Origin of the sequence: Maribacter algae, from assembly GCF_047345745.1 — a bacterium.
In the GTDB taxonomy this organism is placed as follows: Bacteria; Bacteroidota; Bacteroidia; order Flavobacteriales; family Flavobacteriaceae; genus Maribacter.
Map to the genome: position 1 here is coordinate 326,344 of NZ_JBLFES010000003.1, position 24,971 is coordinate 351,314.

Consider the following 24,971-nt stretch of genomic DNA (forward strand, 5'->3'; position numbering starts at 1 on the left):
TCACCCTTTTAAGCGCATCCATTTTTTGTGGTAGGTATCGTTCAGCATCTTGGTAAACTCATCCAGTTCCTCCCCAACGCTTTTAAGGTAAGTGGCGTACATTTTTAAGGATTCCTTATCCAAGTCCTTTTCAATCTCAATGACCGAAATAATACTCATCAACGTTGTGATGGGCTTTCTAAGCACGTGAGAAATATCAAAAGACATCTGCTCCAAAGCATTGGTATATTCCTTTTTGTTGGAAACATCTTGAAAAGTCCCGTACCAAAAAATACTACCGTTCGCTGTTTTTTCGGGTTTTGCAATCCCCAAATACCAAGAATAACTACCATCTGCTCTTTTGATACGAAATTCCGTTTCCCAATTTTTGCAGTTCAAAGAAGATTCCAAAATACTTTTAAGCACATAATCGCAATCATCGGGATGTATCACATCCAACACTTTCTTTGGATGTTTTTTAAGGACCTTTGGTGTTAATATAGGATTGATTTTCTGAATTTCCTGGCTGATAAAATTGAACGCTATTTTTCCCTTGGAGGAAACCTCAAATTGTAGAAAAACACTTTTGGATTGCCTTGAAAAATTGATGAGGTCAGCCGATTTTTTCTGTAGGGTTTCCGATTGACGCATTAGCAATCTGCGCGTTTCCAAATATTCCATGACTTCATTGGAAAGCAACTTTAGTGCCGCTAACTTTTTCTCACCTATTTTCCTTGGCTTATCATCCATAACGCATAAAGTTCCCAAAACGTGACCTTCCTTTGTTCTTAGCGGTGCACCTGCGTAATATCTGATATTTGGGTTGCCTTTTACTAAAGGATTATTGGCAAATCTAGAATCGTTCAATGGATCATTGACCACCAAAATCTCATTAGGGCTTTGTAGCGCGTGATTACAAAAGAAATCTTCTCTACGGGTCTGGGAAATTTCCAATCCCTTTTTGGCTTTGAACCATTGCCTATCCGAATCTACTAGGGATACTAACGAAATAGGAGTGTCGCAAAGGGCTGTTGCAATCTCTACAATATCGTCCAATTTCTTCTCGGACGGTGTATCGAGAACTTTGTAGTTATAAAGTTCTTTCAACCTTTTGGACTCTTTCATAGTTATTTTAGGCTTGGTTTTACCAAGATATATAAAAACTAAGAATTTTCCTACCTTATCGATTATATTTTCTTAAAGTTCAAATACCAAATCCCGGTATGTTAAGGGTTTGGATTCCAAGCCGTTGTTTTTTAACCAAGCTATGAACTCATTAACTTCTCTCTCGTTTAACAGTCCCCAATTGTCTTTATTACCGTAGAAGGGAGACGTAAACTCTTGACTTTCCAGCAAATTAATCGTCGAATCGTTTACAGAAACGAATGGTGTCAAAAAATTGGCGGCATCCAAGGGATGTTCCTGCGCATATAAAAATCCTTTTTTTGTGGCTTCCAGAAAAAGTTTATAGTCATTCCTATGCTCGGAAACATGCTTCTTACTCGCCATAACAACGGGGGAATATCCGTAAGGAATTCCATAATCCGCCATTTTGAAAAGGTTTAATTGCACTCCTTCATTTTTTGCCCTTATACCTTCCCAATTGGTAAAAATCCATGTAGCATCCGAGCTATTTCCCAGAATAGTTTCCCAGATTCCCAGTTTTTCCGGATATACAATCTTAAAGTCACCTTTTCCTCCGTCATTTTTAATCATCCGCCTAACGATTTCATCTTCATAACGGGCCTTATAGGAGGCATATAATTTACCGTCCAAATCCTTCGGCCTACCGATACCACTTTCTGCCAGGACGGCAATAGCACTTACATCTTCCCGAAAAATGGCCGCTAGTGCCACGGCATCGAACGGACTGCTTTTTGTGCGATAGCTAATGATACTTTCCATAGGGCATAAAGCCATGTGCGCTTCTCCCAGTTCTACTTTTTTAGCGGGGGTAACGGCATAATTATCAATATCTGGAGTGAGCAAGGTTACCTCCAACCCTAAGTCCTTATAAAATCCTTTTTTCTGGGCTACATAAAAACCACTATGGTTTGTATTCGCCGTCCAATCTAACGCTAACTTAAGTGCTTTCATCTTAAAAATTTAAGGTTGCTCCCAAAAGGAAATTAGTTCCTGCCTGTGGATAATATCCTTGGACTTCAAAAGAATTTCCCGGTGTAGAAAAATCATCTAAAAAGGTATAACCATCGGACACATATAGTTGATTGAAAATATTGTTCACCAGTCCAGAAAAAACAATGGACTTTAGTATTTTTTCTGTTTTGATTTCATAAGTAATATTGAAATCCGTCGTAAAATAAGCATCCAGTTTAGAGGCTTCCGTATCCGTGTTGCTCAAGTATTGTTCGCCTACATATTTACTCAAAAGTGCCATTTGAAGGTTTTCAGTTGGCAAATAGGCCAACCTGTTGCCTGCAATTATATTTGGCGAAAAAGCGATATTGGTGTTCCCCAAATCTTGAAATGCCCCATCCCTATTAATAAAAAAATCTAGGTTCTTGTTGGAACTTACCGCGATATTGGGCGTTATTTGAAATTTACCACCCAAGGCAATGTTAGCATCTATTTCCAAGCCCAAACGATAGCTATCCCCAACATTTTCCCTAATCGGGGCACCTACATCATTAAGTGCACCCGTCAATACCAATTGATTCTTATAGTTCATATAATACACGTTTGTATTTAACTGAACATTTTGGGAAACATAACGCCAGCCCAATTCGAAATCATTTAAACGTTCCGGCTCCGGATTTCCGTTTTCGTAGTCGTTACGGTTTGGTTCCCTATTGGCTACGGCATAGGACAGGTAAAAATTATTGTTTCTGTTTAAATCGAATATGACCCCAGCTTTTGGATTGAAAAAATTAAAAGTATCATCTACCAATCCTGTGTCTTCACCATTTGCTTGATACCTGACCATGCGGTATTGCAAATCTCCATACAATGCCCATTGATCGTTCAATTTATAGTTGGCCTTCGCGTAAACATTAAAGTCTTTCTTTACGGAGCTATCATCATAATAACGGTCCCTATATTCGCTATTACTTGCAAAACGGGCCCATATTACCTCTCCAAAATGGTCTCCTTCATATTTGTTCCATCCACCTCCAAAGATTAGATTAAGATTTTCCTTTTGATAATTGGCCGAAAAAACGGTCCCATAAAAATCATTGTCCAACCAGCGTCTTCTGATTAGATCCGTGGTATTTACGGCTGCTCCATTTACCGTTAAAGGATCAAAATTATAGGTACTAAAATCATCGTCTTCCCTAAATTGCTCAAAAAAACCACGTCCTCTGGTGTAGTGCAATGCGATATTGGTACTCCAAAATTCTGAAAGCTGTTCGTTCCACAGTAGTTGTGCATGGTCCTGTTTGTAATTATCCACTTCATTCTCATAGAACTGCGTTTCTCCATTTTCGTCAGTATATTCCCCCGCAGGGTTGAAAGTTCTATTTTCCCGCAAAGTTTCGGCATCTATTCCAAACCAAGATTGATAGGTAATTTCGTGACCCCCGAACAATATTGCCTTTATCAATGTATTATCATCCTTGAAAGCACCTTGTAAAAAATAGGAATCCAACTCCGAGCTTGCCCTATCCACATAACCATCCGATGTAATTCTGGACAATCTCCCGGAAATTTCCACTTGATCGTTCAAAAGACCGGTGCTGAACTTGATGTTATTCCTTAGGGTATTGAAGCTTCCAAAAGAAGAAGATATTTGACCATAGGCCTCCTCGGAGAACCTATCCGTCAACAGATTGAGACTGGCACCAAAGGCCCCTGCCCCGTTGGTGGAAGTGCCTACACCTCGTTGTAATTGTAAACTCTCTGTTGAAGATGCAAAATCTGGCATATTCACCCAAAAAGTTCCTTGGGATTCCGCATCATTGTAGGGTATGCCATTAATGGTTACGTTTACCCTTGTGGCGTCACTGCCCCTAACCCGTATGCCCGTATATCCTATTCCTGCACCTGCATTGGAAGTGGTTACCACGGACGGCAAAAAATTCATGATAATAGGAATATCCTGACCTAAGTTTCGAGGTTTGATATCTTCCTTTGTCAAATTTGAAAAGGTTACCGGAGACTCTTTTGTAACACGGATAGCAGAGACAAAAACTTCATCTAGTACCACCTTTTTACCTTCCAAAGAATCTGTAGGTTGTTGTTGGGCCCGTGAGGCCATGGTCAGGCCAACGAGGGCCAGCGTAGTGAACATAGTGTATTTCATTCGTAAAATTTTTTACGAATAAAAGGGGCTATTATTCTAAATTAAAATTGATTTTAGCTGCTTTCCAAAACTTTTTTGGCGCAACCATGAATAACCTAAATGGCGACTATCGCCTCCCTTGGCGGCATTACCCGCCCAGGTTCATTGGGTATAATCTCAGCTTCATCCAGAACTCGCTTCAGGACCTACCTGATTCAAATTCGGGATTCAGCACCCCTTTGAGATGGGACAAATGTACTACCACAGACTTAACTTTCATAATGAAATCCGAAAATTATGATCAAATCCCATTTCGTACAGAATTAACAGGGTTTTAGAACTGTACCCACCTTTACACACGTATGTATGGTAAGCCCTACACGTCATGAACCGCCCAAAAAATACTTTTACCATAAAAATACTGCTCAGTTATCTTTTACTGATAGGGATGGCCTTGGTGGCTTCTTTCTACATCTATTCGGAAATACGACAGCACCTGACCAATAATATCGTTAATGAAAATGATACAAAATTGCTACAAACCAGTACTACGTTGACCCAATTGTACGAGTCCGAAAGTCTTTCGAGGTTGGCTTTACAATCCAAAAAGAAAAAAGATTTTATGACCTACGCGCGTAAAATCGATTCGATTTATATTGATATTGATGCGCTAAAAACGCTGACCGAAAGCGAGCAACAGCATCTTTTGCTAGACAGTCTGAAAATATTGTTGAAGAAAAAGGTGGCCAACAACGAGCTATTGCGCAATCTTAAAAAACAGAACCAGGCCAGTATCGCCATAGATTCCGCCTTAAAAGAATTTGATGCCATGGAAGCTTCCTTGGGCATTATCACTCCGGAAGGGCTCGCCCCCAACTTTGCCGATCTGCCTCCCAAAGCGCAGGAGACCATTAAAAAAGTTGCTATGTATTTGAACGAAAACGTTCCAAAAAAAGGCTCGGAACAATTAAAGACACAGCGTTTTGATAGTATTTTACGGGTTTCCAAGAATTTATTGAAACAGGTTCAAGAAGAAAAAACCCTCAACCAAAATACGGCGGAGCGAAGAGAAATCGCCATCAATAAAAACGATTTGGAACTTTCACGAAAATTGCGAAGTATCCTTTCTTCTTTTGAGCAAGAAATCATGATCAATGGCATTAACGATAATATTAAAAAAGAGGCCGCACTTAAAAAGAGTATCCGCTTGGCCATTACGACCGCTTTGTTAGGTTTTCTGGTGGTTGCCCTATTTGCTTTTATTTTGAATCGGGATTTTTGGAAAGCACATCTGTATCGTAAAAAGCTGGAAAAGGAAAAAAAATACTCGGAATCGCTCCTTACGAGCAGGGAACAGCTCATTGCTACCGTAAGCCATGATCTAAGAACACCGTTGAACGCTATTTCCGGATATTCCGAACTCATTGAGGAGACCGGGCCTTCGTCCAAACAAAAAGAGTACGTAGCCTATATAAAATCTGCCGCCGATTATGTGAACAATCTTGTGAACGATCTGTTGGATTTTTCCCGATTGGAAGCCGGAAAAATGACGATTTCGCTCGAGAATTTCAATCTTTCTAAGTTGTTGACCGAAACGGCACATCAAATTGCGGCCAACTACGACCACAAGAACATAAAACTTGTTTTGGATATTGATTCTGTTTTTGAAAAACCGATTATAAGCGATGCTTTTCGAATACGTCAAATCGTCTCCAACCTCATTGGAAATGCCTATAAATTCACGCAAGAAGGTGAAATTACAATCACTGCAAACTTGGTTGATAAAAAAGACAAGAACTATGGACTCTCCGTTTCGGTAAGCGATACGGGAATAGGAATTTCCAAGGAAAAGCAACCGCTCATCTTTAAGGAATTTACACAAGGAGAAGAACACACCGTCAAAAAATATGGGGGTTACGGACTGGGACTCACCATTTCCAAAAAACTGTCCCAACTTCTGAACGGAACGTTGAGCCTTAAAAGCAATCCGGGAGAAGGAAGCGTTTTTACACTGGAAATTCCTTTTGAATTTAGTGAAACGACTACCGTCGAAAATCCCAGAGACAACAGTCAAGATGTATTAACAGGCCTTACCGTAATCCTTTTTGATGACGATACTACCTTTTTACAGCTCATTGGGGAGCTATTGGAAAAATCGGGTATGGAAACCAAGCAATTTTCCAGTTTTAACGACTTCAGTAGCGCTGATGCCCACATTCAATACGATATTGTTTTAACGGATATTGAAATGCCCGATATTACCGGCTTTGAAATCGTAGACGAATTGAAAACCAATAAGTATAAAAGCTACACGGACCAACCTATTATTGCCATGACCGGAAGACAGGACATTAAAAAAGAGGTATTTCTTTCCCATGGATTTTCCGCTATACTTCGAAAACCTTTTGATAAAACCGCGCTTCTTCATACGCTACATTCGCTCCTCTCAAAAGATTTTAAAATTCCTGAAAATACTGTCCAGAAAACCCATGGCACTGATACCCGAGAAGGCTACAGTTTGGAAATACTGACCTCTTTTTTAGGCGATGACAAAGAAGCATTGGACAACGTATTACATACCTTTTTAATGGATACCAAAGCGAATATGGCGGCTCTGGAAAACGCTTTATCGAACAACGATTATGATATACTCCAAAAAACCGCCCATAGAATGCTGCCCATGTTCAAGCAATTAAAAGCACAATCGTGTGTTCCCATACTGGCGCACTATGAAATTGCGGAACCAAAAACAGCTAGCTTGGAAAAGCTAAAAGAAGATTTATGTGTACTGGAAGAACGTGTAGCTCAATTGGAAAAATCGCTATTAGAGGAACTGACTATATATCCAGACCATAGTGGCTAATGCGATTGTAAAGGGTTTTCCGGGTGACCTGTAACAATTTTGCCGCTTTGGACTTATTATAATTGGTACGTTTTAAGGCCTTTACAATTTGTTCTTTTTCAAAATCGGCTTTGGAGAGGGTTTCCATATCCGCTCTTTTTGTTCCGGGCGATTTCATTTCTTTCGTCAAGGCCTTCAATTGTACTTCGGTCCCATCGGTCAATAATACGGCACGCTGAATACAATTTTTCAATTCCCTAATGTTGCCCGGCCAATGATATGTATTGAACACCTCCCAGACTTCCTGCGAAAAACCCGCCACCTTTTTTCCCAATTTTTGGTTGGATTTCGCTAAAAAGTGTTGGATCAAAAGGGGTAAATCACCGACCCTATCCACCAAAGTGGGAAGTTGCAGCGAAAATTCATTTAACCTATGGTATAGGTCCTCCCTAAATTCACCTTTGGCGACCGCTAATTGTAAGTCTTCATTGGTAGCGGATAGGATACGTACATCCACTTTTATTTCGGTATTACTGCCAATACGTTTGATCTTTCGTTCCTGTAGGGCCCTTAGCAATTGTATCTGGTTTTCATAAGAAAGGTTCCCTACCTCGTCCAAAAATAGGGTTCCGCCGTTCGCGGCCTCAAAACTGCCCATTTTATCATCAATGGCCCCTGTAAAACTTCCTTTTAAATGGCCAAAAAATTCACTGGCCGCCAATTCTTTGGGAATTGCCCCACAATCCAAGGGAACAAACGCTTCCCCTGCGCGCTTGCTTTGTTGATGTATTGCTTTTGCGGTGACCTCTTTTCCGGTACCGCTTTCCCCGATAATCAAGACCGACATATCCGTAGGAGCGACCAAAGAAATATATTCCTCCAGTTTTTCCGAAGCTTCACTTACGAATTCAAATTCCGTTCTAGGAGTAGCTACTGCGATTTCACCGGCTTTTTTAATTTTTCCGGAAATAGAATCAGTAACATTTGAAGTGCTTTTGCCCTTTTCCTCTAATCCGTTCTGTAGAATTCTAAGCAATTGGTCCGGTGGAAAAGGTTTGGCAATATAATCAAAAGCGCCCTGTTTCATAGCTTTTACGGCAGTGGCTACTTCGGCAAAACCGGTCATGACCACCACGGGAACGGTATGCCCCCATTTAGAGACCAGTTTAATACCGTCATAATCGGGCAACCTTAAATCCGTTAGGACAATATCAAAAGAACTGTTCTCCAATTGTCGTTCCCCATCAGGACCGGTCAGGCTTAACAATACCTCAAAGTGTTTCCGCTCCAAAAACTTTTGAAGCATTTGACCAAAGGAGGCATCGTCCTCTATGATTAAGATTTTGGGCATGATATTTTATTGCTTATCAATAGGTACGTAAAAATACCACCTGATAGCTATTTTGGTTCTAAAATTATCATAAAGCTTTATAACAATGAACTTAAAAACTTTTTGGTATTTTGTTCAACAGACATTTTCTTAGTTTTATTTTTATGCGTTCTCGCAAGCCATTTTTTAATCCCAAGAATCTTTGGAGAATTGGATTTAGAATCAATAAACAAGTTTCATCCGTCAGTTGGATTAGGATACACGATTATGGTATTTGATGCTTCTGGAACTAATGATGGATTTGACGTTATAGATGCAAGTGATACCCAAAGTGGATTTAACTTTGATCTCGGACTTGCTTACAATGCAACCGAAAAACTTTTTGTTCAGGCTCAATATGATTTTGTCAAACTCGGAATTAATAATGATGTTCCTGATACAAAATTCAATACGAATGTGAATATTTTGAAAATCGGACTTGGATACCGATTATAAAAACTACTTTCAACAAAGAAGGTTATAGTTCATTACGGCGAGATGATACTCGCGTACCATTCCATAACGAAACTATAATCAAAACTATTGGCAATAATTCCAGAACACCTCTTCCTTTACCACAGAATTAGTATAAAACAATAAATATTCTTTAAACCATTTGCGTAACCGAATGATTACATTTATATTTGTAACCGATTAGTTACTTAATATAATGAGAAGAGACGTTTTTCAGGCAATCGCCGACCCAGTAAGACGGGACATTATTGAACTCTTAGCGGAAGAAATACTTTCAGTAAACTCAATTGCAGAAAAATTCGAAATCAGTAGACCTGCCATCTCCAAACATCTAAAAATTTTAAAGGAGTGCGAAATAATCGACTATAAAAAAGAAGGAAGGGAACGATTTTGCTTCATTAAACCGAAAAACCTCATTCCTGCATTTATGTGGATTGAGCAATACCGTGAACTATGGGAAGACAAATTGAACTCTTTTGACAGGTATTTAAACAAATTACAATCTAAAACCAACCAAAATGAATAAATCTAACGAAATGGACAACAAAACAATAACGATAACACGAACCTTCAATGCACCAATAAATTTAGTCTGGGAAGCTTGGACGCGACCAGAACACATAGCGGAATGGTGGAGTCCAAAAGGAGTTAAAACAGAAGTAGTAGAGCACGATTTCAAAGTTGGTGGAAAATGGAAATATAGTATGCCCATGCCAAATGGTCAAGAATTTATAGCTGAGGGCGTATACACGGAAATAGTAGAATTTGAAAAAATCGTTTCTTCGGCTAATTTTAGACCAATGACTGAAGGGGTTGAAATCCAATCATTGTTTAAACCCAATGGAAACAAAACGGATTTTACATTTAATGTGGTTCATCCAACCGAAGAATATAAGATACAACAGGAGAAAATGGGAATTATGAACGGTTGGGGCTCTGTTTTCGAAAGACTTGATGAACTTCTAAAAAATAGGTAACCAATAAATAGAAATATAATGAAAACAATGACCTGTAAACAATTAGGCGGAGCGTGCGACCAAGAATTTCGCGCATATACATTCGAGGAAATTGCCGAATTGAGTAAAAATCACGGAATGGAAATGTTTCCAAAAAAAGGACGAGGCACATCAAAAAGCTATGGGAGAAATACAAAAATTAATGCAATTGCCCGAAGAAATGAAAAAATGGTTTGAGAATAAGAGGAAAGAATTTAATGCACTACCCGAGAATAAGTAGTAAAAAACAATTATTGCCAGCGGAATCTGCACGCTACCCCCATGACTCAGGTTTTCCCTAACTTGCAAATAAGGGAGCAGAAGCCAAAAAAGTACGGCCCCCAACTTTGAATATAACCCATGGGCGCACCCCGTACGTTACCCCGTGAGGCTGCGCCCACAGGCCATATACAGATTCCATTGTACATAATTATGAGAAACCTTAAACTATAGACCTAATGAAATATTTTTATTTAACATTCTTAGTTATTTTCTATCTATCCTTCTCTATTCGAGTCCAAAGTCAAGATACGCTAGTAGACGTTGGGGGCTATAAAATGTATTTCAACATAATAAAAGGAAAAGGAACTCCAATTCTTTTTGACGCTGGTGCAGGTAACGATGGTTCTGTCTGGGACAACATATTAGAAAAAATTCATAAGGTTACAGGCACAACCTTAATCACCTATGACCGCTCTGGATTTGGACAAAGTGAGTTAAATCCAAATTTGAAAAACGATTTGGATTTTGGAATAGAGAACGGAATTAAAGAACTGGAGGTAGGTCTTTTAATGTTGGGCTACAACAACGATGAAGTTATATTGGTTTCCCATTCATACGGTGGACTGTATAATCTGTTATTCGCACATAAACATCCTGAAAAAGTTAAGTCGGTCATTTTAATAGATGCTACGCTTAACGATTTTTGGAATGAGGAATTACTGACAATGAGAGATAGCAATGTTGATATTAGTACAATAGCTAAACCTTCAGGAGACTATTATCTGAATGCCAATTTTAATGAAACCATGCGATATGCGAGAAATATACATTTTCCTGAAAACATCCCAATTATAAATATTTTTCCAGAAATCTCCTTTTCAGGAGCACCAGAGGTATACACAAATCGATGGACAAAACTACACAAAGAGTTTGGTGACAATAGGGATAATGTAACAAACATTATCGCTCAAGGAAGTGGTCATTATGTATTTCAGGATAACCCTTCGTTAGTAATCAATGCTATTATCAAAGCGTACTCAAAAACATTAGACGAAGAGCAACAAAATGAGATATTACAAAAGGCTTTGGATAATGCCATAGAATTATCTATTGAAGCTAAGATAAATAACCGTTCAGAACAAGATTTGAATACATTAGGATATTCATTTTTGGGAAATGAAGAATTAGATAAGGCTTTAGAAGTTTTCAAATTAACTATAATTTTATTTCCTGATAGTTTCAATGCATATGATAGCTATGGTGAAGCTTTATTAAAAGCAAATCGAAAAGCAGAAGCAATTGAAATGTATGAGAAATCGATAGAATTGAATCCAGAAAATGAAAATGGAAAAAAGGTTTTACTGCAATTGAAACAAAAATAACTATGTGCAACTAGGACTGTAACAACTAGGGCATAAAGTTGCTATAATTAAAAGTTTTTATGTGTTTATGAAGCAGGTAGGTCCGCAAAATCTTTGGCCCGAACATGCCGTTCAGTACGGGCAGTCAAAAAGATTTTGCTACGCACGTGGCAAAAAGCAAACGCTAGTTTGCTCCCGTATCGTTCATATTGCAACCATTAGTACAAACACAGGATATCAAAAATAACAACATGGCTAAATGGCCATAACCTATATTTATATACATAAAAAATAAGTTATCTTGCGACTTGGCCCGGAGTTCAAAAAGATTCTTGACCAACCATCACAATTAATATCAGTTTCAATATGCGTCTTATCAAATTTTTGACTTTTCCCATCGCCTCTATATGTATTTTGTTTATTCTGGTTCTAGGTTGTGCCGAAAAAAAGAATGCCTCACCAGAAGAGGAAAAATCGGCAAATCTTGTAAATCCTAAAGATTGGCCAAGCATCAAACCGTTACCATTAGACCCGGTAATCGAAGCTCAGATAGATGATATCCTACCAAAACTGACGTTGGAACAAAAAGTAGGTCAGGTCATCCAAGCGGATAATGGATCTATTACCCCGGAAGAAGTTAAACAATATCGCTTAGGCGCTATATTAAGTGGTGGAAATTCCGCGCCCGGGCCATTACCTTATGCAGATACAAAAACTTGGCTGGAAAAGGCCGATGAATACTATAACGCATCCATCGATGAAGAAGGTGTAGAAATCGCCATTCCTTGTATATGGGGAATAGATGCGGTACATGGTCACGCCAACCTTACGGGAGCTATAGTCTTTCCCCATAATATTGGGCTCGGTGCGATGAACAATCCGGACTTAATCGAGCAAATTGCATCGGTGACCGCTCACGAGCTTACCGTATCCGGACACGACTGGACCTTTGCCCCAACTTTAGCGGTGCCCCAAGACATACGTTGGGGTAGAAGCTATGAAGGCTTCTCCGAAGACCCGAAGATTGTAAAATCCTATGGTAATCGCATCGTTTACGGATTGCAAGGTCATTTTGGTGAAGAAGATTTTATGGGAGATGGCCGGGTCATCTCCAGTGCCAAACACTTTCTTGCTGATGGTGCTACGGAAAAAGGAGTGGATCAAGGCGATGCCCTCATCAGTGAAAAAGAGTTACGCGATGTGCATGCGGCAGGCTATTACAGTGCTATACCCGCAGGTGTGCAAACGGTGATGGCTTCGTTCTCCAGTTGGCAAGGTAGAAAACTCCATGGCGATAAGGAACTGTTGACCGATGTCCTGAAGGGGCAACTTGGTTTCAACGGTTTTGTGGTAGGTGACTGGAACGGTCATGGTCAGGTTCCTGGCTGTACCAATACAGATTGTCCGCAGTCATTGAATGCAGGCCTGGATATGTATATGGCCCCTGACAGTTGGAAGGGTCTGTATGAAAGTACCTTAAAGCATGTAAAAAGCGGAACTATCCCTATGTCCCGCTTGGACGATGCGGTACGCCGTATCCTTAGGGTAAAAATTGCTTCTGGCATATTTACCAAAGGTGCGCCGAGTACCCGCAAAAACGCAGGAGATGAAAGTCTTTTGGGACTTCCCAAAAATAGGGCCATTGCAAGGCAAGCAGTAAGGGAGTCCATGGTTTTGCTTAAAAACAACGACGGTACGTTACCGATAAATCCTAAGAAAACCATTTTGGTAATCGGGGATGGGGCAGAAAGTATTTCCAAGGCCTGTGGCGGTTGGACATTGTCATGGCAAGGCACAGGTCATACAAACGATGAGTTTCCCAATGGCATCTCCATCTTGGACGGCATAAAAGAGGCTGTAGCTGCGGCCGGCGGCAAAGTAATGTATTCGGCCAGTGGAGATACAAGTGTGGCGGCAGATGTCGTAATCGCTGTATATGGAGAGGATCCATACGCAGAATTTCAAGGCGATAGGGAAAATCTTGACTTTGCCCCGAACGGTTTCGATGTAAGTAAATTGGCGGAATTTAAAAATAAAGGTATTCCGGTCGTATCCGTTTTTCTATCCGGTAGGCCGCTATGGAGCAACCCTGAAATAAACCAGTCGGATGCATTTATCGCCGCATGGCTGCCCGGTAGTGAAGGGGGAGGAATTTCCGATCTGTTGTTTCAGAGAGACCCTGCTTTTGATTTTACGGGCCGTCTATCGTTCTCTTGGCCCGCGAGTGCCGTAGTGGACAAGGCTGCGGAACCCTTGTTTAAATTAGGGTACGGACTTTCTTATAATAGTGCCGAAACGGTAGGCTTACTTCCGGAAAACTCGGGCCTAGAAAATAACGAGGTAAAATCTACGGGTGAATTTTTCAACAAGGGTGTTCCTGTTGCGCCCTGGGGACTATGGTTGAATTCCGGAGATCTAGTAAAACAAATTGCCAGTTTCCCTACCTCTGTCGGAGGATTGTTAATCAGCAAAACGGACCATTTGGCACAAGAAGATGCTTTAAGAATAAACTGGACCAAAGCTGATCGTGATGAAATGCGAATCAGTACGGCTTCACCAAGCAATATGTCCCGAGAGTCAAACGGAGCCATGGAGCTTACGTTCTCGGCAAAATCATTTAAGGTAGACGAGGCCGTTGTTCAAATTGGCATGTGTAGCGCAGACTCCTCCTGTGATCAAACCCTAACTATCAATATCACGGGCAATGATTGGCAAGAATATCGAATTAGCTTAAGTTGCTTTGAAAAACTTGGGGTAGACATGACCAAGGTCACCTCTGCATTTATGATTACGGCCGGAGAAGGTATAGATATTGGAATTAGTAATATCCGTTTGGAATCGGATATTGATGCTAAACCCGGATGCGATGGTAAGTAGGGCTTTTTTTCGGATAACTTAAATGATATGAACGAGACCGTTGCTATTTACGATTAAGGTAGGTATGATGGTCCGGAATCCAAAGAAAATCGGATGCATGTAGTTGTAAAGAAACAAAATGTCGCATGTAGCATTAGCTCAATCTTCTAACCATTATGTTTAGATTTTTAAATTCCTACACTACAATTATTTTAGTATTAGTTTCTTTTACGAGTTTTTCCCAAAATAATTCGTTCTCAATTTCAGGTCAGATTTTGGACTTAGAAACTTCCGAGCCAATACCATATGCTTCGGTATATATTAAATCGGAATCCATAGGAACAACAACAAATGAAGATGGTTTTTTTGTTTTTCATATACCATCAGGAAAAGAAGAAAGTACCGTCATAATTTCAATAATCGGTTATTCATCGATTTCAAAAAAAGCAAATACGTTTACTAAAAATCAAAAAATATTTCTTTCGGCAAAAGCTACTAATCTTGACGAGGTTACGATAATGGCAAGCAAAAAGAAAGAACTTACAGCTAAAGAAATCGTTAAAAAAGCATACGAGGCAATCGAGAATAATTACCCTAGCCAACCTTATATTTTGGAAGGTTATGTAAGAGACCTTCAAAAAGAAGATGACAGATATGTTGAATACTTGGAGTGCGCTATCAAACTTTTATACCAAAGCTATAAAGTTAAAAGAGAGCCTAAGGTTGATCTAGTAGAAGTAAAGACAAGTTACTTAGCAGAAAAACATCCTTGGAATAAAAACTCTGAACGAAAAAATTCAATTATAGACTTAGTTGAAGACGATTTAATTCGTTTTGATTACGGTTCAATAAAAGGAAAAAACGGATGGAAATACAAAATAGAAAGTGTGTTACCGTATGGGAATGGACTGGTTTATAAAATAAACTGTGTAGACAAACCTTTTCAAACTTCAACTCTATATATAGATACGAAAACTTTTGCATTCGTAAGAATTGAACTCACAAGAGAAGCCATAAAAAATAGGTCTTGGGCAAGAAGGTTTTCAAATGGCGCGCTTCAGATATATTATAGCTTGGTTTTGGAATATCAAGAGTATAACGGAAAAATGTATCTAAAATATCAGAAGGAAGAGGATAACTGGAGAATTTTTAAAGGATTGGAATCAAATAAAGTGCTTTTTACCAAATACCCTAAAAAAGAGCTATTTATAAATAAAATTATTACACAAGATTTAGAAAATTATCCATTCAATAGCAATATGGATATTGGTTCTAGTATTGAAAATCAGGCAAAAATATTTAATGCAGCATTCTGGAATTCATATAACATCCCAACACAGACAGCAAAAGAGAGTAAAATTATATCAGAATTGAGAAATCATACCAATTAACTTGAACTAATTAATAGGCAGCTTACTCCTACTGTAACAACTCATGCTCAAAGATTATAAAATAGCTCTTGTATTATTCGAAAATTATCCCTTTTTTCAGTGCTCCTTTTCATATAAGAAGCCCTTGACAAATATTTGAATGAGAATAAAAATCCATATATCAAGCTTCCTCTTGGTTATTTCAGTATCGGCTTTTGGACAGTTCCGCCAAAAGAAAATAGAAACTGATTCTTCAAACATCGAAATAACAAAAAACGCTGTTTATCATATTTACGAGGAACGCTATAAAAACAAAGACTCTGTTTGGTATAGTGTCCACTTTATAAAAGATACCTTGAGATTAAATACAGAAGGTTGGGTAACTAAAAGCGGTAAACGGCTTGGTGTTTGGAAAGAATATAATTTTAACAAGCAATTATTATTCACAAGAGATTATGACAATGCCATTTGTGAAGTTAATAGAAAACTATTTCCGTATCACGAAATATTAGAGCATATGAAAAAGAAGGCCGATAGCTTAATAATTTCTAATTATGGCAGAGTCTTTTATGACAACCAAGTGCGCTTTGATTTTGATGGTTACGCTTACGATAAAGATGGCTATGTAGGTAGTTGGACAGAGCCCTTGAAAAGAAAACCGACCGAGTTTGTTTTTCGTTATCAAGTCAGGGTAATGGACTCGGATTGGCAAAGTGACATGATTGGAATTAATCTTGACGAAAATGGTAATTATGTTCCGAGCCATGATCGTTTCAACAACTATGGCTTTGAAAAACTCGATGTAGAACAGAAAACGTTTAAAATTGATAAAATCAAAGCGATTTCAATTGCAAAGAATCACGGATTAAAAAAAGAAAATGTTTCCGAGTTTCTAAAATGGGAGCAATTTAATACTGCTACTTTTTATAATGGCCAATTCAGATACTATATTGCCGAATTGATCGATCAAATTGAAGATATAAAAAATGAAGGCCATTCAAGAATAACCTATAAGTACAATGTATATTTATTTAATCCTTGGAGTGGTGAATTCTTGGGAATAAAAAAAATGAAACAAATTAAAGAATGGGGAGAAGATAGCGGATTTACCTCCGATTTGCTCCCTGATGATTGAGAATAATTTGCGGACGATAGCCATAAATACCTAGGCCGATACCGTTATTTGTCATACTGAAAAACCACAATAACTATATAAATTCAACTTATTCAATAATAATATTGATTATGATCAAACTAAAACTAATAATTTACACTTTTTTAGGCTTGATTACATGCCATAGTCCTATAAACAAGAAAACGATTCATAAAAGTCAGATTGAAAATACAGTGATTGATTTCAAGGTTTTGAATGATTCAACTTTGGATGTACAAATTCAAATTGACCAGAGAGTTTTGGACTTCGTTAAAAATCTGAAACATGGAGAAAAACTGGGTCCATTTTTTGTTGAAAATTGGATTCTCGTTTATCACGAGGACAATAGATGTGATGGTTCAACTGATGGGCAGATAGGTAATTTAACAAGTACGAAGATCGATTCGGCTATTAAGCTACAAGTAAAAAATGACGGAGATGGTTGGGCGTGTGATAAGAAAGCACCAAAGACCTATGACATGGACTTTGATTTAAAGAAAAAAATAGCAGGTTGGGATAGATTTGAAATTCCAGACTATGAAAATGAAGAAAAGAATATCGTTTATGTTGTTGGAGCAGGAGAATCTGATTATTTAAAACTTCATTATAATGATGATAACCTGATTTTTAAATTAGAATATAGAAGCGAAGATCCCGGATAAGATAGCATCAAAAAATATAATGCGCCCAACGTTGTAGTGTTCATCAAAACCAGAACGAAGATGGCACCGAATAAATCCGAAATGAAAAATTCAGGTGAAAAAAGCTCCTAAAATAATCATTGATGGAAAAGAATCCAGCAAAATGGAATTCGAAAAACTATCTCCGGACGATATTGAAAAAGTTGAAATCTTTAAAGGTGAGAAAGCAGTAGAAAAATACAAAAGTCCCAATGGCGTCATTGTGATAAAGACCAAGAAAGGACAGCGAAATTAAATTTGGAAAAACTTACTTATTAAATGAAACAGAAAGGGATAGCAAAATGCTATCCCTTCCAGACCAAACCAACTTGATACAAACAAGTTACCTCTTGTTACATATCCAACCAATTACCGTTTTCGTCAGCGTACAATGTACCAGAAGTTCCGTCTTCTAAAGATACTTCCAACTTATATTGTTTCTCTCCGTTCACGTAGGCCTTGTTAATGGTCGAAGTGGGGTAATTCTTAGCTACCGCTTCAGTTACCGCAGTTGGCAGTTCTGAAGTTTCAATCTCCGTAAAATCCTGGGCTGCCTCTACTATTTCCGTAGCGTCTTCTTGTACGGCAGCAACATCTTGAGCAGTTACCGATAAACTTCCCATGGCCAAGGCTCCTAAAACAAATAATTTTTTCATTTTACTATATTTTAAATTCTAAATTCATTTTTAAAATCGATTAGTATAAAGAAAAAAAGATGCCAAAAAGTCCAACTTTTATAACCTGTTGAAATACAGTTTTTTATAGAATTTAATGATTTTTTTAGCTGAGTAAAAATGTTCTTAAGCCAAAGAAATGTGTAAAAATTATACAGTACAAGAGTTCTTTCTTGCTATTATAGACAAAAAAGGGAGCTACTCTCGTAGCTCCCTCTCAACAACCGACCAAAAAAATCCTTTTCCGCTAAAATTTTCAAACTGCTTCCTAATCTATCTTCCTTCCTAAAATCCAGACCAGTTCATGTCAATTTGAGGGGGAACAAATTTTAGCTCATTACGTCATCTCTTCTTGGCGGCGCCTCTATAGTTAATGGTTAGTGTTTCCTATAAAAGCGTCTAAATCCTGTTTATTCTTTCCAGTATATCTGTGCTATGGTACACAAGCCGGTGACCAGTAGTACTATAATCATGGATGTTAAAGCTATTGTGACCATTCTGTTTCTTTTAAGGGTTAATTTACTTCCTGTTTTATTTCTAATCCTTTTTTGGAAGCCTTTCAATAGTTTAGACACCACTATTCTCAAAAGGTCACTTTTAGGCACAAAAAAACTCCGCAATGCGGAGTTTTTTTCTTTAAGTATTTATAACTATTTCTTTTTCAGCCAATTGCCGTTTACATCAATATAAACAGTTCTTCTAGTGCCGCTCTTTAATACCATGATCAATTTGAATTCTCCGCTGTTATTCTTGTAAACTGCCGCCAGTTTGGAAGTAGGATATTGTTTTAGTATTTCTTCCACCACGGGGGGAGTCAATTCTTTTGAAGATACTTTTTTAAACTCATCCGTTACACTTGCCAAAGTTGTTTTTTCATTTGAGATATGCATAGCTTCCACACTAAAAATCATTCCAACTGCTAAAAGCGCCATCATTATGTATTTTTTCATCCTGTTCATTTTAATAATTCATATTTATTTTATGTACGGGCCAAAATCGAGGCTAGATTTTAAGAGACATCACTTTTGGGATTATTTAACTTTAAAACAAAAAAAGACTGCCGTAGCAGTCTTTACATTTAAACTAACAAACTATAGAGAACAATTATAGCTCTACCCAATTGCCTTCGGCATCTGCATACAGTTCTGATGTACTGCCATCGGCCGAGGCCACTTCTAATTTGTAAATTCCTGAACCGTTCACGTAGGCCTTGCTCAATACAACATCCGGATGGTCCGCTGCCAACGCCGTAGTCACGGCCTCAGGTACGTCTGAAGTTGCTATCTCCTGAAAGTCCTGTACCGTTACTTCTTCTACAATCGCGGTATTGAAAATTGGTGCTGCCGCAGTTACCATGGTTAAACTTCCTATTGCCAAAGCTGTTGCAAAAACTAATTTTTTCATCTTATTAAGTGTTTTAATTAAACTTATTTACAACTGTACAAGAGAAAACCATGCCGAGCCCTATGAGACAATAAATATTGATTTAAAAATTTGATAATCAAATAGTTAAAAATGATATGTAAAAAGAGGGATTTTGTGTAATAGTGATAAGAAACAAAAAAAGTGTGTAATTGCTACACACTTTTTTTGTTTGTAAAGATCTAGTTTTATTATGCCTGATGTGAAGGCTTCAATAAATCGTTCACCGTTTTTACCGGATTGAAGGTGACCAGTGGCACCTCAACGAATATCGTGTTCCAAAAAGCCATGGCCCCGTTCCAAAGACCGGGTAATTCCAAAGCTTTTAATTCCCTTCCTTCTTTGGTTTTTTCAGTAATAAATCCTTGTTTGTGATCCACGAAGTCCAAAAGGTCATATTTTTCGCCCTTGTAATTTCGGATACCACAAACTAAGTCCACCGGATTAAAATGTGTCGCATGTTGCACTATGGCCGCTTGATCATTATCATTCATATCAATTTGGGCAGACTCTATAATCTGTAACGACACCTCACCGTTATTGTTTGTTATCCAAAACGGACCGCCGCCAGGCTCTCCCTCATTTTTGACCATGCCGCAAATACGAATGGGTCTATTGAGCATCTTTTTTAAGGTTTCAATTTTTTCAGATATCGAAGCTTTTTCAAAATCATCGGAAAAACGAACATTCAATTCCGTCTTTAAAAAAATTGTTACTTCCTTTAATCGAGACGCATCCATGGTGTCAGTATCCAATAGTTTGGCATATGAAAAAGCCTTTTCCTGAACTTTTAAAAGGACTCCGGCAAGTATTTTTTTACTTTCTGCTACGGCATCGGCATCTTTCATTACCGCAACATTATCGATATTTTTTATAAAAATGACATCGGCATCCTGTTCGTTTAGATTCTCGATCAAAGCACCATGTCCACCAGGTCGGAACAGTATGGAACCATCTGTATTTCTAAATGGTTTATTGTTCATATCTACCGCAATGGTATCAGTGGATGGTTTCTGAAAGGAATAATCTACGTGAAAAGTGGTATTGGTGTCATTGGCTATTTTTTCCCGTACTTCATTCAATTCAAAATTGAACATGGTCTCGTGCTGCTCGGAAATGGTAAAATGAAGTTTGGATTCGTTTTTAGCACTCGCATACAGCGCACCTTCCTTTAAGTGTTCTTCAAAAGGAGTCGCCGTATCTTCTACATACTTATGAAAGGGTAAGAGTCCTTTGGGGAAAAATCCGTAGTTCAACGCATTTTCGCTTAAAATTTCGTTTACAAAAGCATAGACTTCCGCTCCTTTGGAAGTAAATTCCGTGTCCAAACGATCTTTTACTTTTTTGTAGAAAGGGAAACGTTCTATCCCCTCGGAAAAGGTTTTTATATCCTTATCATTGGTTCTTTCTAGATATGCTTCCAAAGATTCTTCTGCCGGATCATAGGCATCCAAAAAATTGAACAGTGCTTTGAACATTCTGGAAGCTGCCCCGGATGCAGGAACGAATTTTAAGATGGACAGACCATCCGATTTTTTCTCAAACAAACTGATCAGTTCTTTCTCCTCTTCTTCCGAAAACTTATAGATACCATCACCCACAACTGCCGCATTCTTTAAATTGACAAAAGGGATACCTTCCTTAAAAGTACGTATCTGATCTTCTACTTTTTCCTTTGGTATTCCTTTTTCCCTTAGTTGTTGTACATCCTTCTCCGTTAAATCCATTTTTATTGTAATAGTTTGTCTATTTGTTCCACTGCATCTTGCAGTCGCTTTTTTTTATCTCCTGTCAATATAATAAAATTGCGATTATATTTTTCCAAGGTGTTTTTAAAATAGGAAAACATCCTTTCGCGCTCATTGGGCTTATCCCTTAAATCGTCTTCCTCCCAAGGAATATCTATATACGTGAGCAAATATAAATCGTACTTGTTTTCCAGTGCATATTTTTCCAAAATAGGGTCGCAATGTCCAATATAATACGCCTCGGAATATACTTTAGTTTCCAGTAAATCCGTATCGCAAATGAGAATATCCGTAGCTTTTTTGGTCAATTTATTCTCCAACCTCATCTGGCCCTCTGCAATGGGCAACAAATCTTTGGGTTCACAGGTCTTGCGTTCATTGTTCCACTTATCCTGTAAATATTCCCGGGCATACTCGGGGACCCACACGGTGTTGTAATGTCTCGCCAACTGTTCTGAAAGCGTGGTTTTCCCCGTAGATTCAGGCCCAAAGAGGACTACTTTAAAGATGCTCGAAGGTTGTTGTCTATATTTTTTTTCCATGCGAGATAGCCCTGAACGGCAAGAATCGTAAATATAAGATATTGGAGCGAAAGCATACCCCAACCCCTGTAGGCATAGAGCGGTACCGTAATTATATCGGCAAAAATCCAAAGCGTCCAATTCTCCAATTTCTTCAATGCCATATACCACATGGCGGTGAAGAATATACCCGAAGTGAAAATATCTATGTAATTACTGGTTTCGATTTCAACATTAAAGATTTGATATACTACATAATTGATAATCATGGTCATTATAAAGAGCCCGATGCCAATACCCTTTTCCCTTGTCGTAGTTCTTGTAATCTTGACCACTTTTTCATCATTCTTTTTTCGGGACCAGTTCCACCAACCGTAAATACTCATTGCGGACCAATAGAAATTCATCATCATATCTCCCAATAACCCGTCCCTTAAAAAAAGATAGACTGTTATTACCGTGGCAATCAACCCTGTTGGGTACACCCAAATATTCTCCCTTTTGGCAAACCATACGCTGGCACTACCAAAAAAGAACACGATAGCTTCCAGAACAATAATGAAGGTTTCCTTGTTGCGATAACCGTCAAGGAAAAAATCAAAAATGGGGCTCATATTCGCTTCTATCAGATTTTACCAGTTTCATGTAAAGTAACCCTTTGTCCATTAATTCGAAGGCCGTTTTTATTTCGGTGTTCAAAACACCCATAACGGTATCATACTCTCCAAAAACCTGTGTACTTAATGGATTCTCCAAAATAGTCAATCCAGATGCCCTAAGCTTTTTAATGAAATTAATGATATGCTCTTCAAAATTATTCTGAAGTGGCGAAAAAGTAAGTTCTACGGAAATGTTCATTGTTTAGGTGTTAGGTGTTAGGTGTTAGGTGTTAGGTGTTAGTAAAAAATTGTTTCAAAGCTTCAATCGCAAATAAACTTACAAACATATTCTGAGTACTGATTACTTAATGCTTATTACTGTTTACTAACTACTAATTACTTTTTTAAGCGCATAGACACAGGTGAACTCTTCAAATTCTAAAAAATCTACGGAATAGTCGGTCATATTACCCTCGTACAATATTTGTGCGGTCGTTTTTTGGTCTGCAAAGGAAAAATCGGCAACATCGATATGATGTAGAAAACTCAATCCTTGTTGCCCGTATATTTTGTACAAAGATTCTTTAGCTCCCCATACAATGGTCAATTTTCGTACAATCGCTTCGGTATTCGCAAGGGTTCTATATTCTTCAAAAGGGGTAAATTTATGTGCAATGCGTAAAATCTTCTCGCGTTGTTTTTCGATATCTATTCCTACTGCATCGGTCTTACTGATAATAATCCCCGTGAATTGGTGGGAGTGCGTGATGGAAATAAAATTTCCGTCCTTTAAATGGGGTTTTCCCACAGCATCATAATACAAATCCGTATCCACATATCCGTATTGCGCCAATAAATGGCGAATGCTCAAAAATGCCCTTCTATGCATTTGGGATTTCATCCCATCAAAACGCTGTTGGCAATGGTCACTTAAGGTAATTCCATCGGCTAGAAAGCGCTCTGTTTCTTCCACTTTCCAAATGGCCAAAGTAGTATTTTCGTCAACTGTTATAGTTTTGTAAAGCGGCATGGGATTCCTTGCTTAATTTGTACCTTTGCAGCGCATAAAATTAAGCCTTGCGCTTACGAACGAAAGTAAAAAGAAAAAAAGATATGAGCACCAAAACTATTCCATATGTACCTTTTAAAGTAAAGGATATTAGCCTGGCATCATGGGGAAGAAAGGAAATTGAACTTGCCGAAGCAGAGATGCCCGGATTAATGGCCCTTCGTGAAGAATATGAGGAAGAACAACCTTTAAAAGGAGCACGTATTGCGGGATGTTTGCACATGACCATCCAGACCGCTGTTCTTATTGAAACCTTGGTAGCTTTGGGTGCGGACGTAACTTGGAGTTCCTGTAATATATTTTCTACCCAGGACCAAGCAGCGGCGGCTATTGCCGATGCTGGTGTCCCCGTTTATGCCTGGAAGGGAATGAACGAAGAGGAGTTTGATTGGTGTATTGAACAAACGTTATTTTTCGGTGAGGACCGCAAGCCGTTGAACATGATCTTGGATGACGGCGGGGATTTGACCAATATGGTTTTGGACAAGTACCCGGAATTGGCCGGAAATATTAAAGGGCTTTCCGAAGAGACCACCACCGGTGTTCATAGATTATACGAGCGTGTCAAGAAAGGAACCTTGCCCATGCCGGCCATTAACGTGAACGATTCCGTAACCAAATCCAAATTTGACAATAAATACGGTTGCCGTGAAAGTGCGGTAGATGCCATTCGGAGGGCAACGGATACCATGCTGGCCGGTAAAAGAGTTGTCGTTGCAGGTTATGGTGACGTAGGTAAGGGTACCGCTGCTTCCTTTAAAGGTGCGGGTTCTATTGTAACCGTGACGGAAATTGACCCCATTTGTGCACTGCAGGCTTGTATGGACGGATTTGAGGTGAAAAAATTGGAAACCGTTATCGGAAATGCGGATATCGTTATCACGACTACTGGAAACAAGGATATTATTAGAAGGGAGCATTTTGAAGCTCTAAAAGATAAAGCCATAGTGTGTAATATTGGGCATTTTGATAATGAAATTGATATGGCCTGGTTAAATTCCAATCATGGGAATACCAAAGACGAAATAAAACCGCAGGTAGATAAATATACCATTGATGGGAAGGATATTATTATTTTGGCCGAAGGCCGATTGGTCAACCTTGGTTGTGCCACGGGGCACCCAAGTTTTGTAATGAGCAACTCCTTTACGAACCAGACCTTGGCACAAATTGAACTTTGGAAACATAGTGACAAATACGAAAACAAAGTATATATGTTGCCAAAACATTTGGATGAAAAAGTAGCGAAATTACATCTATCCCGTTTGGGTGCAGAGCTTACGGAACTAAAAGAAGACCAAGCTGAATATATTGGTGTTACGGTCAAAGGTCCTTTTAAACCGGATTATTATAGATACTAAATTTTAGTTACCTTCTCTAAAAAACACAATGTCCGT

General features: G+C 38.5%; 24 protein-coding genes. 12 read left to right on the forward strand and 12 right to left on the reverse strand.

Going from position 1 to position 24,971, the window contains the following annotated elements; translation table 11 throughout:
• From ACKWBX_RS13020 to ACKWBX_RS13030, 3 genes are all read right to left on the reverse strand, one after another.
• Nucleotides 1-1,104, reverse strand: a complete 1,104-nt coding sequence (locus ACKWBX_RS13020; protein WP_413969137.1) for a GAF domain-containing protein — start codon at nt 1,102-1,104, stop codon at nt 1-3.
• A 72-nt stretch (nt 1,105-1,176) separates the two neighbouring features.
• A complete protein-coding gene (locus ACKWBX_RS13025; RefSeq protein WP_413969138.1) occupies nt 1,177-2,076 on the reverse strand; it encodes an ABC transporter substrate-binding protein in 900 nt (299 codons plus the stop codon).
• A 1-nt stretch (nt 2,077) separates the two neighbouring features.
• Entirely contained in the window at nt 2,078-4,240 is a 2,163-nt protein-coding gene (locus ACKWBX_RS13030; RefSeq protein ID WP_413969139.1) for a TonB-dependent receptor, read from the reverse strand.
• 364 nt (nt 4,241-4,604) lie between these two features.
• Here ACKWBX_RS13030 and ACKWBX_RS13035 point away from each other — a divergent pair, with 364 nt between their 5' ends.
• Nucleotides 4,605-7,082, forward strand: a complete 2,478-nt coding sequence (locus ACKWBX_RS13035) for a hybrid sensor histidine kinase/response regulator (RefSeq protein WP_413969140.1) — start codon at nt 4,605-4,607, stop codon at nt 7,080-7,082.
• Here the strand turns inward: ACKWBX_RS13035 and ACKWBX_RS13040 are convergent.
• Nucleotides 7,057-8,412, reverse strand: a complete 1,356-nt coding sequence (locus tag ACKWBX_RS13040; RefSeq protein ID WP_413969141.1) for a sigma-54-dependent transcriptional regulator — start codon at nt 8,410-8,412, stop codon at nt 7,057-7,059. The two genes, ACKWBX_RS13035 and ACKWBX_RS13040, sit on opposite strands and share 26 nt — an antisense overlap.
• Before the next feature lie 189 nt (nt 8,413-8,601).
• Between ACKWBX_RS13040 and ACKWBX_RS13045 the strand changes: the two genes are divergently transcribed.
• The 10 genes from ACKWBX_RS13045 (at nt 8,602) to ACKWBX_RS13090 (ending at nt 17,797) form a co-directional block, all read left to right on the forward strand.
• Nucleotides 8,602-8,886, forward strand: coding sequence for an outer membrane protein (locus ACKWBX_RS13045; protein ID WP_413969142.1), 285 nt, complete (start codon nt 8,602-8,604; stop codon nt 8,884-8,886).
• Nucleotides 8,887-9,100: 214 nt separating this feature from the next.
• Nucleotides 9,101-9,430, forward strand: a complete 330-nt coding sequence (locus ACKWBX_RS13050) for an ArsR/SmtB family transcription factor (RefSeq protein ID WP_413969143.1) — start codon at nt 9,101-9,103, stop codon at nt 9,428-9,430.
• The gene (locus ACKWBX_RS13055) at nt 9,423-9,881 is read left to right on the forward strand and encodes an SRPBCC family protein (protein ID WP_413969144.1); all 459 of its coding nucleotides are present in this window, start codon (nt 9,423-9,425) and stop codon (nt 9,879-9,881) included. Before ACKWBX_RS13050 ends, ACKWBX_RS13055 begins: the two co-directional genes overlap by 8 nt.
• Before the next feature lie 18 nt (nt 9,882-9,899).
• On the forward strand, nt 9,900-10,097 hold the full coding sequence (locus ACKWBX_RS13060) for a hypothetical protein (RefSeq protein ID WP_413969145.1): 198 nt from the start codon (nt 9,900-9,902) through the stop codon (nt 10,095-10,097).
• Between the two features lie 260 nt (nt 10,098-10,357).
• Nucleotides 10,358-11,503, forward strand: a complete 1,146-nt coding sequence (locus tag ACKWBX_RS13065) for an alpha/beta fold hydrolase (protein WP_413969146.1) — start codon at nt 10,358-10,360, stop codon at nt 11,501-11,503.
• A gap of 345 nt (nt 11,504-11,848) precedes the next feature.
• Complete coding sequence (locus ACKWBX_RS13070) at nt 11,849-14,359, forward strand: glycoside hydrolase family 3 protein (protein ID WP_413969147.1); 2,511 nt, start codon at nt 11,849-11,851, stop codon at nt 14,357-14,359.
• Between the two features lie 155 nt (nt 14,360-14,514).
• Nucleotides 14,515-15,729: a carboxypeptidase-like regulatory domain-containing protein gene (locus ACKWBX_RS13075; RefSeq protein WP_413969148.1), complete on the forward strand. Its 1,215-nt coding sequence runs from the start codon at nt 14,515-14,517 to the stop codon at nt 15,727-15,729.
• Nucleotides 15,730-15,868: 139 nt separating this feature from the next.
• Nucleotides 15,869-16,843 (forward strand): hypothetical protein, encoded by a 975-nt coding sequence (locus tag ACKWBX_RS13080; RefSeq protein ID WP_413969149.1) that lies wholly within the window; start codon nt 15,869-15,871, stop codon nt 16,841-16,843.
• Nucleotides 16,844-16,953: 110 nt separating this feature from the next.
• Entirely contained in the window at nt 16,954-17,523 is a 570-nt protein-coding gene (locus ACKWBX_RS13085; RefSeq protein ID WP_413969150.1) for a hypothetical protein, read from the forward strand.
• A gap of 94 nt (nt 17,524-17,617) precedes the next feature.
• A complete protein-coding gene (locus tag ACKWBX_RS13090; protein ID WP_413969151.1) occupies nt 17,618-17,797 on the forward strand; it encodes a hypothetical protein in 180 nt (59 codons plus the stop codon).
• Nucleotides 17,798-17,894: 97 nt separating this feature from the next.
• Here ACKWBX_RS13090 and ACKWBX_RS13095 read toward each other — a convergent pair whose 3' ends face one another.
• From ACKWBX_RS13095 to ACKWBX_RS13130, 8 genes are all read right to left on the reverse strand, one after another.
• Complete coding sequence (locus ACKWBX_RS13095) at nt 17,895-18,197, reverse strand: hypothetical protein (RefSeq protein ID WP_413969152.1); 303 nt, start codon at nt 18,195-18,197, stop codon at nt 17,895-17,897.
• Between the two features lie 668 nt (nt 18,198-18,865).
• Nucleotides 18,866-19,165: a hypothetical protein gene (locus ACKWBX_RS13100; RefSeq protein WP_413969153.1), complete on the reverse strand. Its 300-nt coding sequence runs from the start codon at nt 19,163-19,165 to the stop codon at nt 18,866-18,868.
• A gap of 154 nt (nt 19,166-19,319) precedes the next feature.
• Entirely contained in the window at nt 19,320-19,619 is a 300-nt protein-coding gene (locus ACKWBX_RS13105; protein ID WP_413969154.1) for a hypothetical protein, read from the reverse strand.
• A 209-nt stretch (nt 19,620-19,828) separates the two neighbouring features.
• The gene (locus ACKWBX_RS13110) at nt 19,829-21,364 is read right to left on the reverse strand and encodes a DUF4301 family protein (protein ID WP_413969155.1); all 1,536 of its coding nucleotides are present in this window, start codon (nt 21,362-21,364) and stop codon (nt 19,829-19,831) included.
• Between the two features lie 2 nt (nt 21,365-21,366).
• On the reverse strand, nt 21,367-21,927 hold the full coding sequence (locus ACKWBX_RS13115; RefSeq protein WP_413969156.1) for an AAA family ATPase: 561 nt from the start codon (nt 21,925-21,927) through the stop codon (nt 21,367-21,369).
• Entirely contained in the window at nt 21,882-22,520 is a 639-nt protein-coding gene (gene pnuC / locus ACKWBX_RS13120; protein ID WP_413969157.1) for a nicotinamide riboside transporter PnuC, read from the reverse strand. The genes ACKWBX_RS13115 and pnuC overlap by 46 nt, the downstream gene beginning before the upstream one ends.
• A complete protein-coding gene (locus ACKWBX_RS13125) occupies nt 22,504-22,764 on the reverse strand; it encodes a YkoF family thiamine-binding protein (RefSeq protein WP_413969158.1) in 261 nt (86 codons plus the stop codon). The genes pnuC and ACKWBX_RS13125 overlap by 17 nt, the downstream gene beginning before the upstream one ends.
• 126 nt (nt 22,765-22,890) lie before the next feature.
• Complete coding sequence (locus ACKWBX_RS13130) at nt 22,891-23,535, reverse strand: 4'-phosphopantetheinyl transferase family protein (RefSeq protein ID WP_413969159.1); 645 nt, start codon at nt 23,533-23,535, stop codon at nt 22,891-22,893.
• Between the two features lie 83 nt (nt 23,536-23,618).
• Between ACKWBX_RS13130 and ahcY the strand changes: the two genes are divergently transcribed.
• Nucleotides 23,619-24,935: an adenosylhomocysteinase gene (ahcY, locus tag ACKWBX_RS13135; protein ID WP_413969160.1), complete on the forward strand. Its 1,317-nt coding sequence runs from the start codon at nt 23,619-23,621 to the stop codon at nt 24,933-24,935.
• Nucleotides 24,936-24,971: the final 36 nt, after the last annotated feature.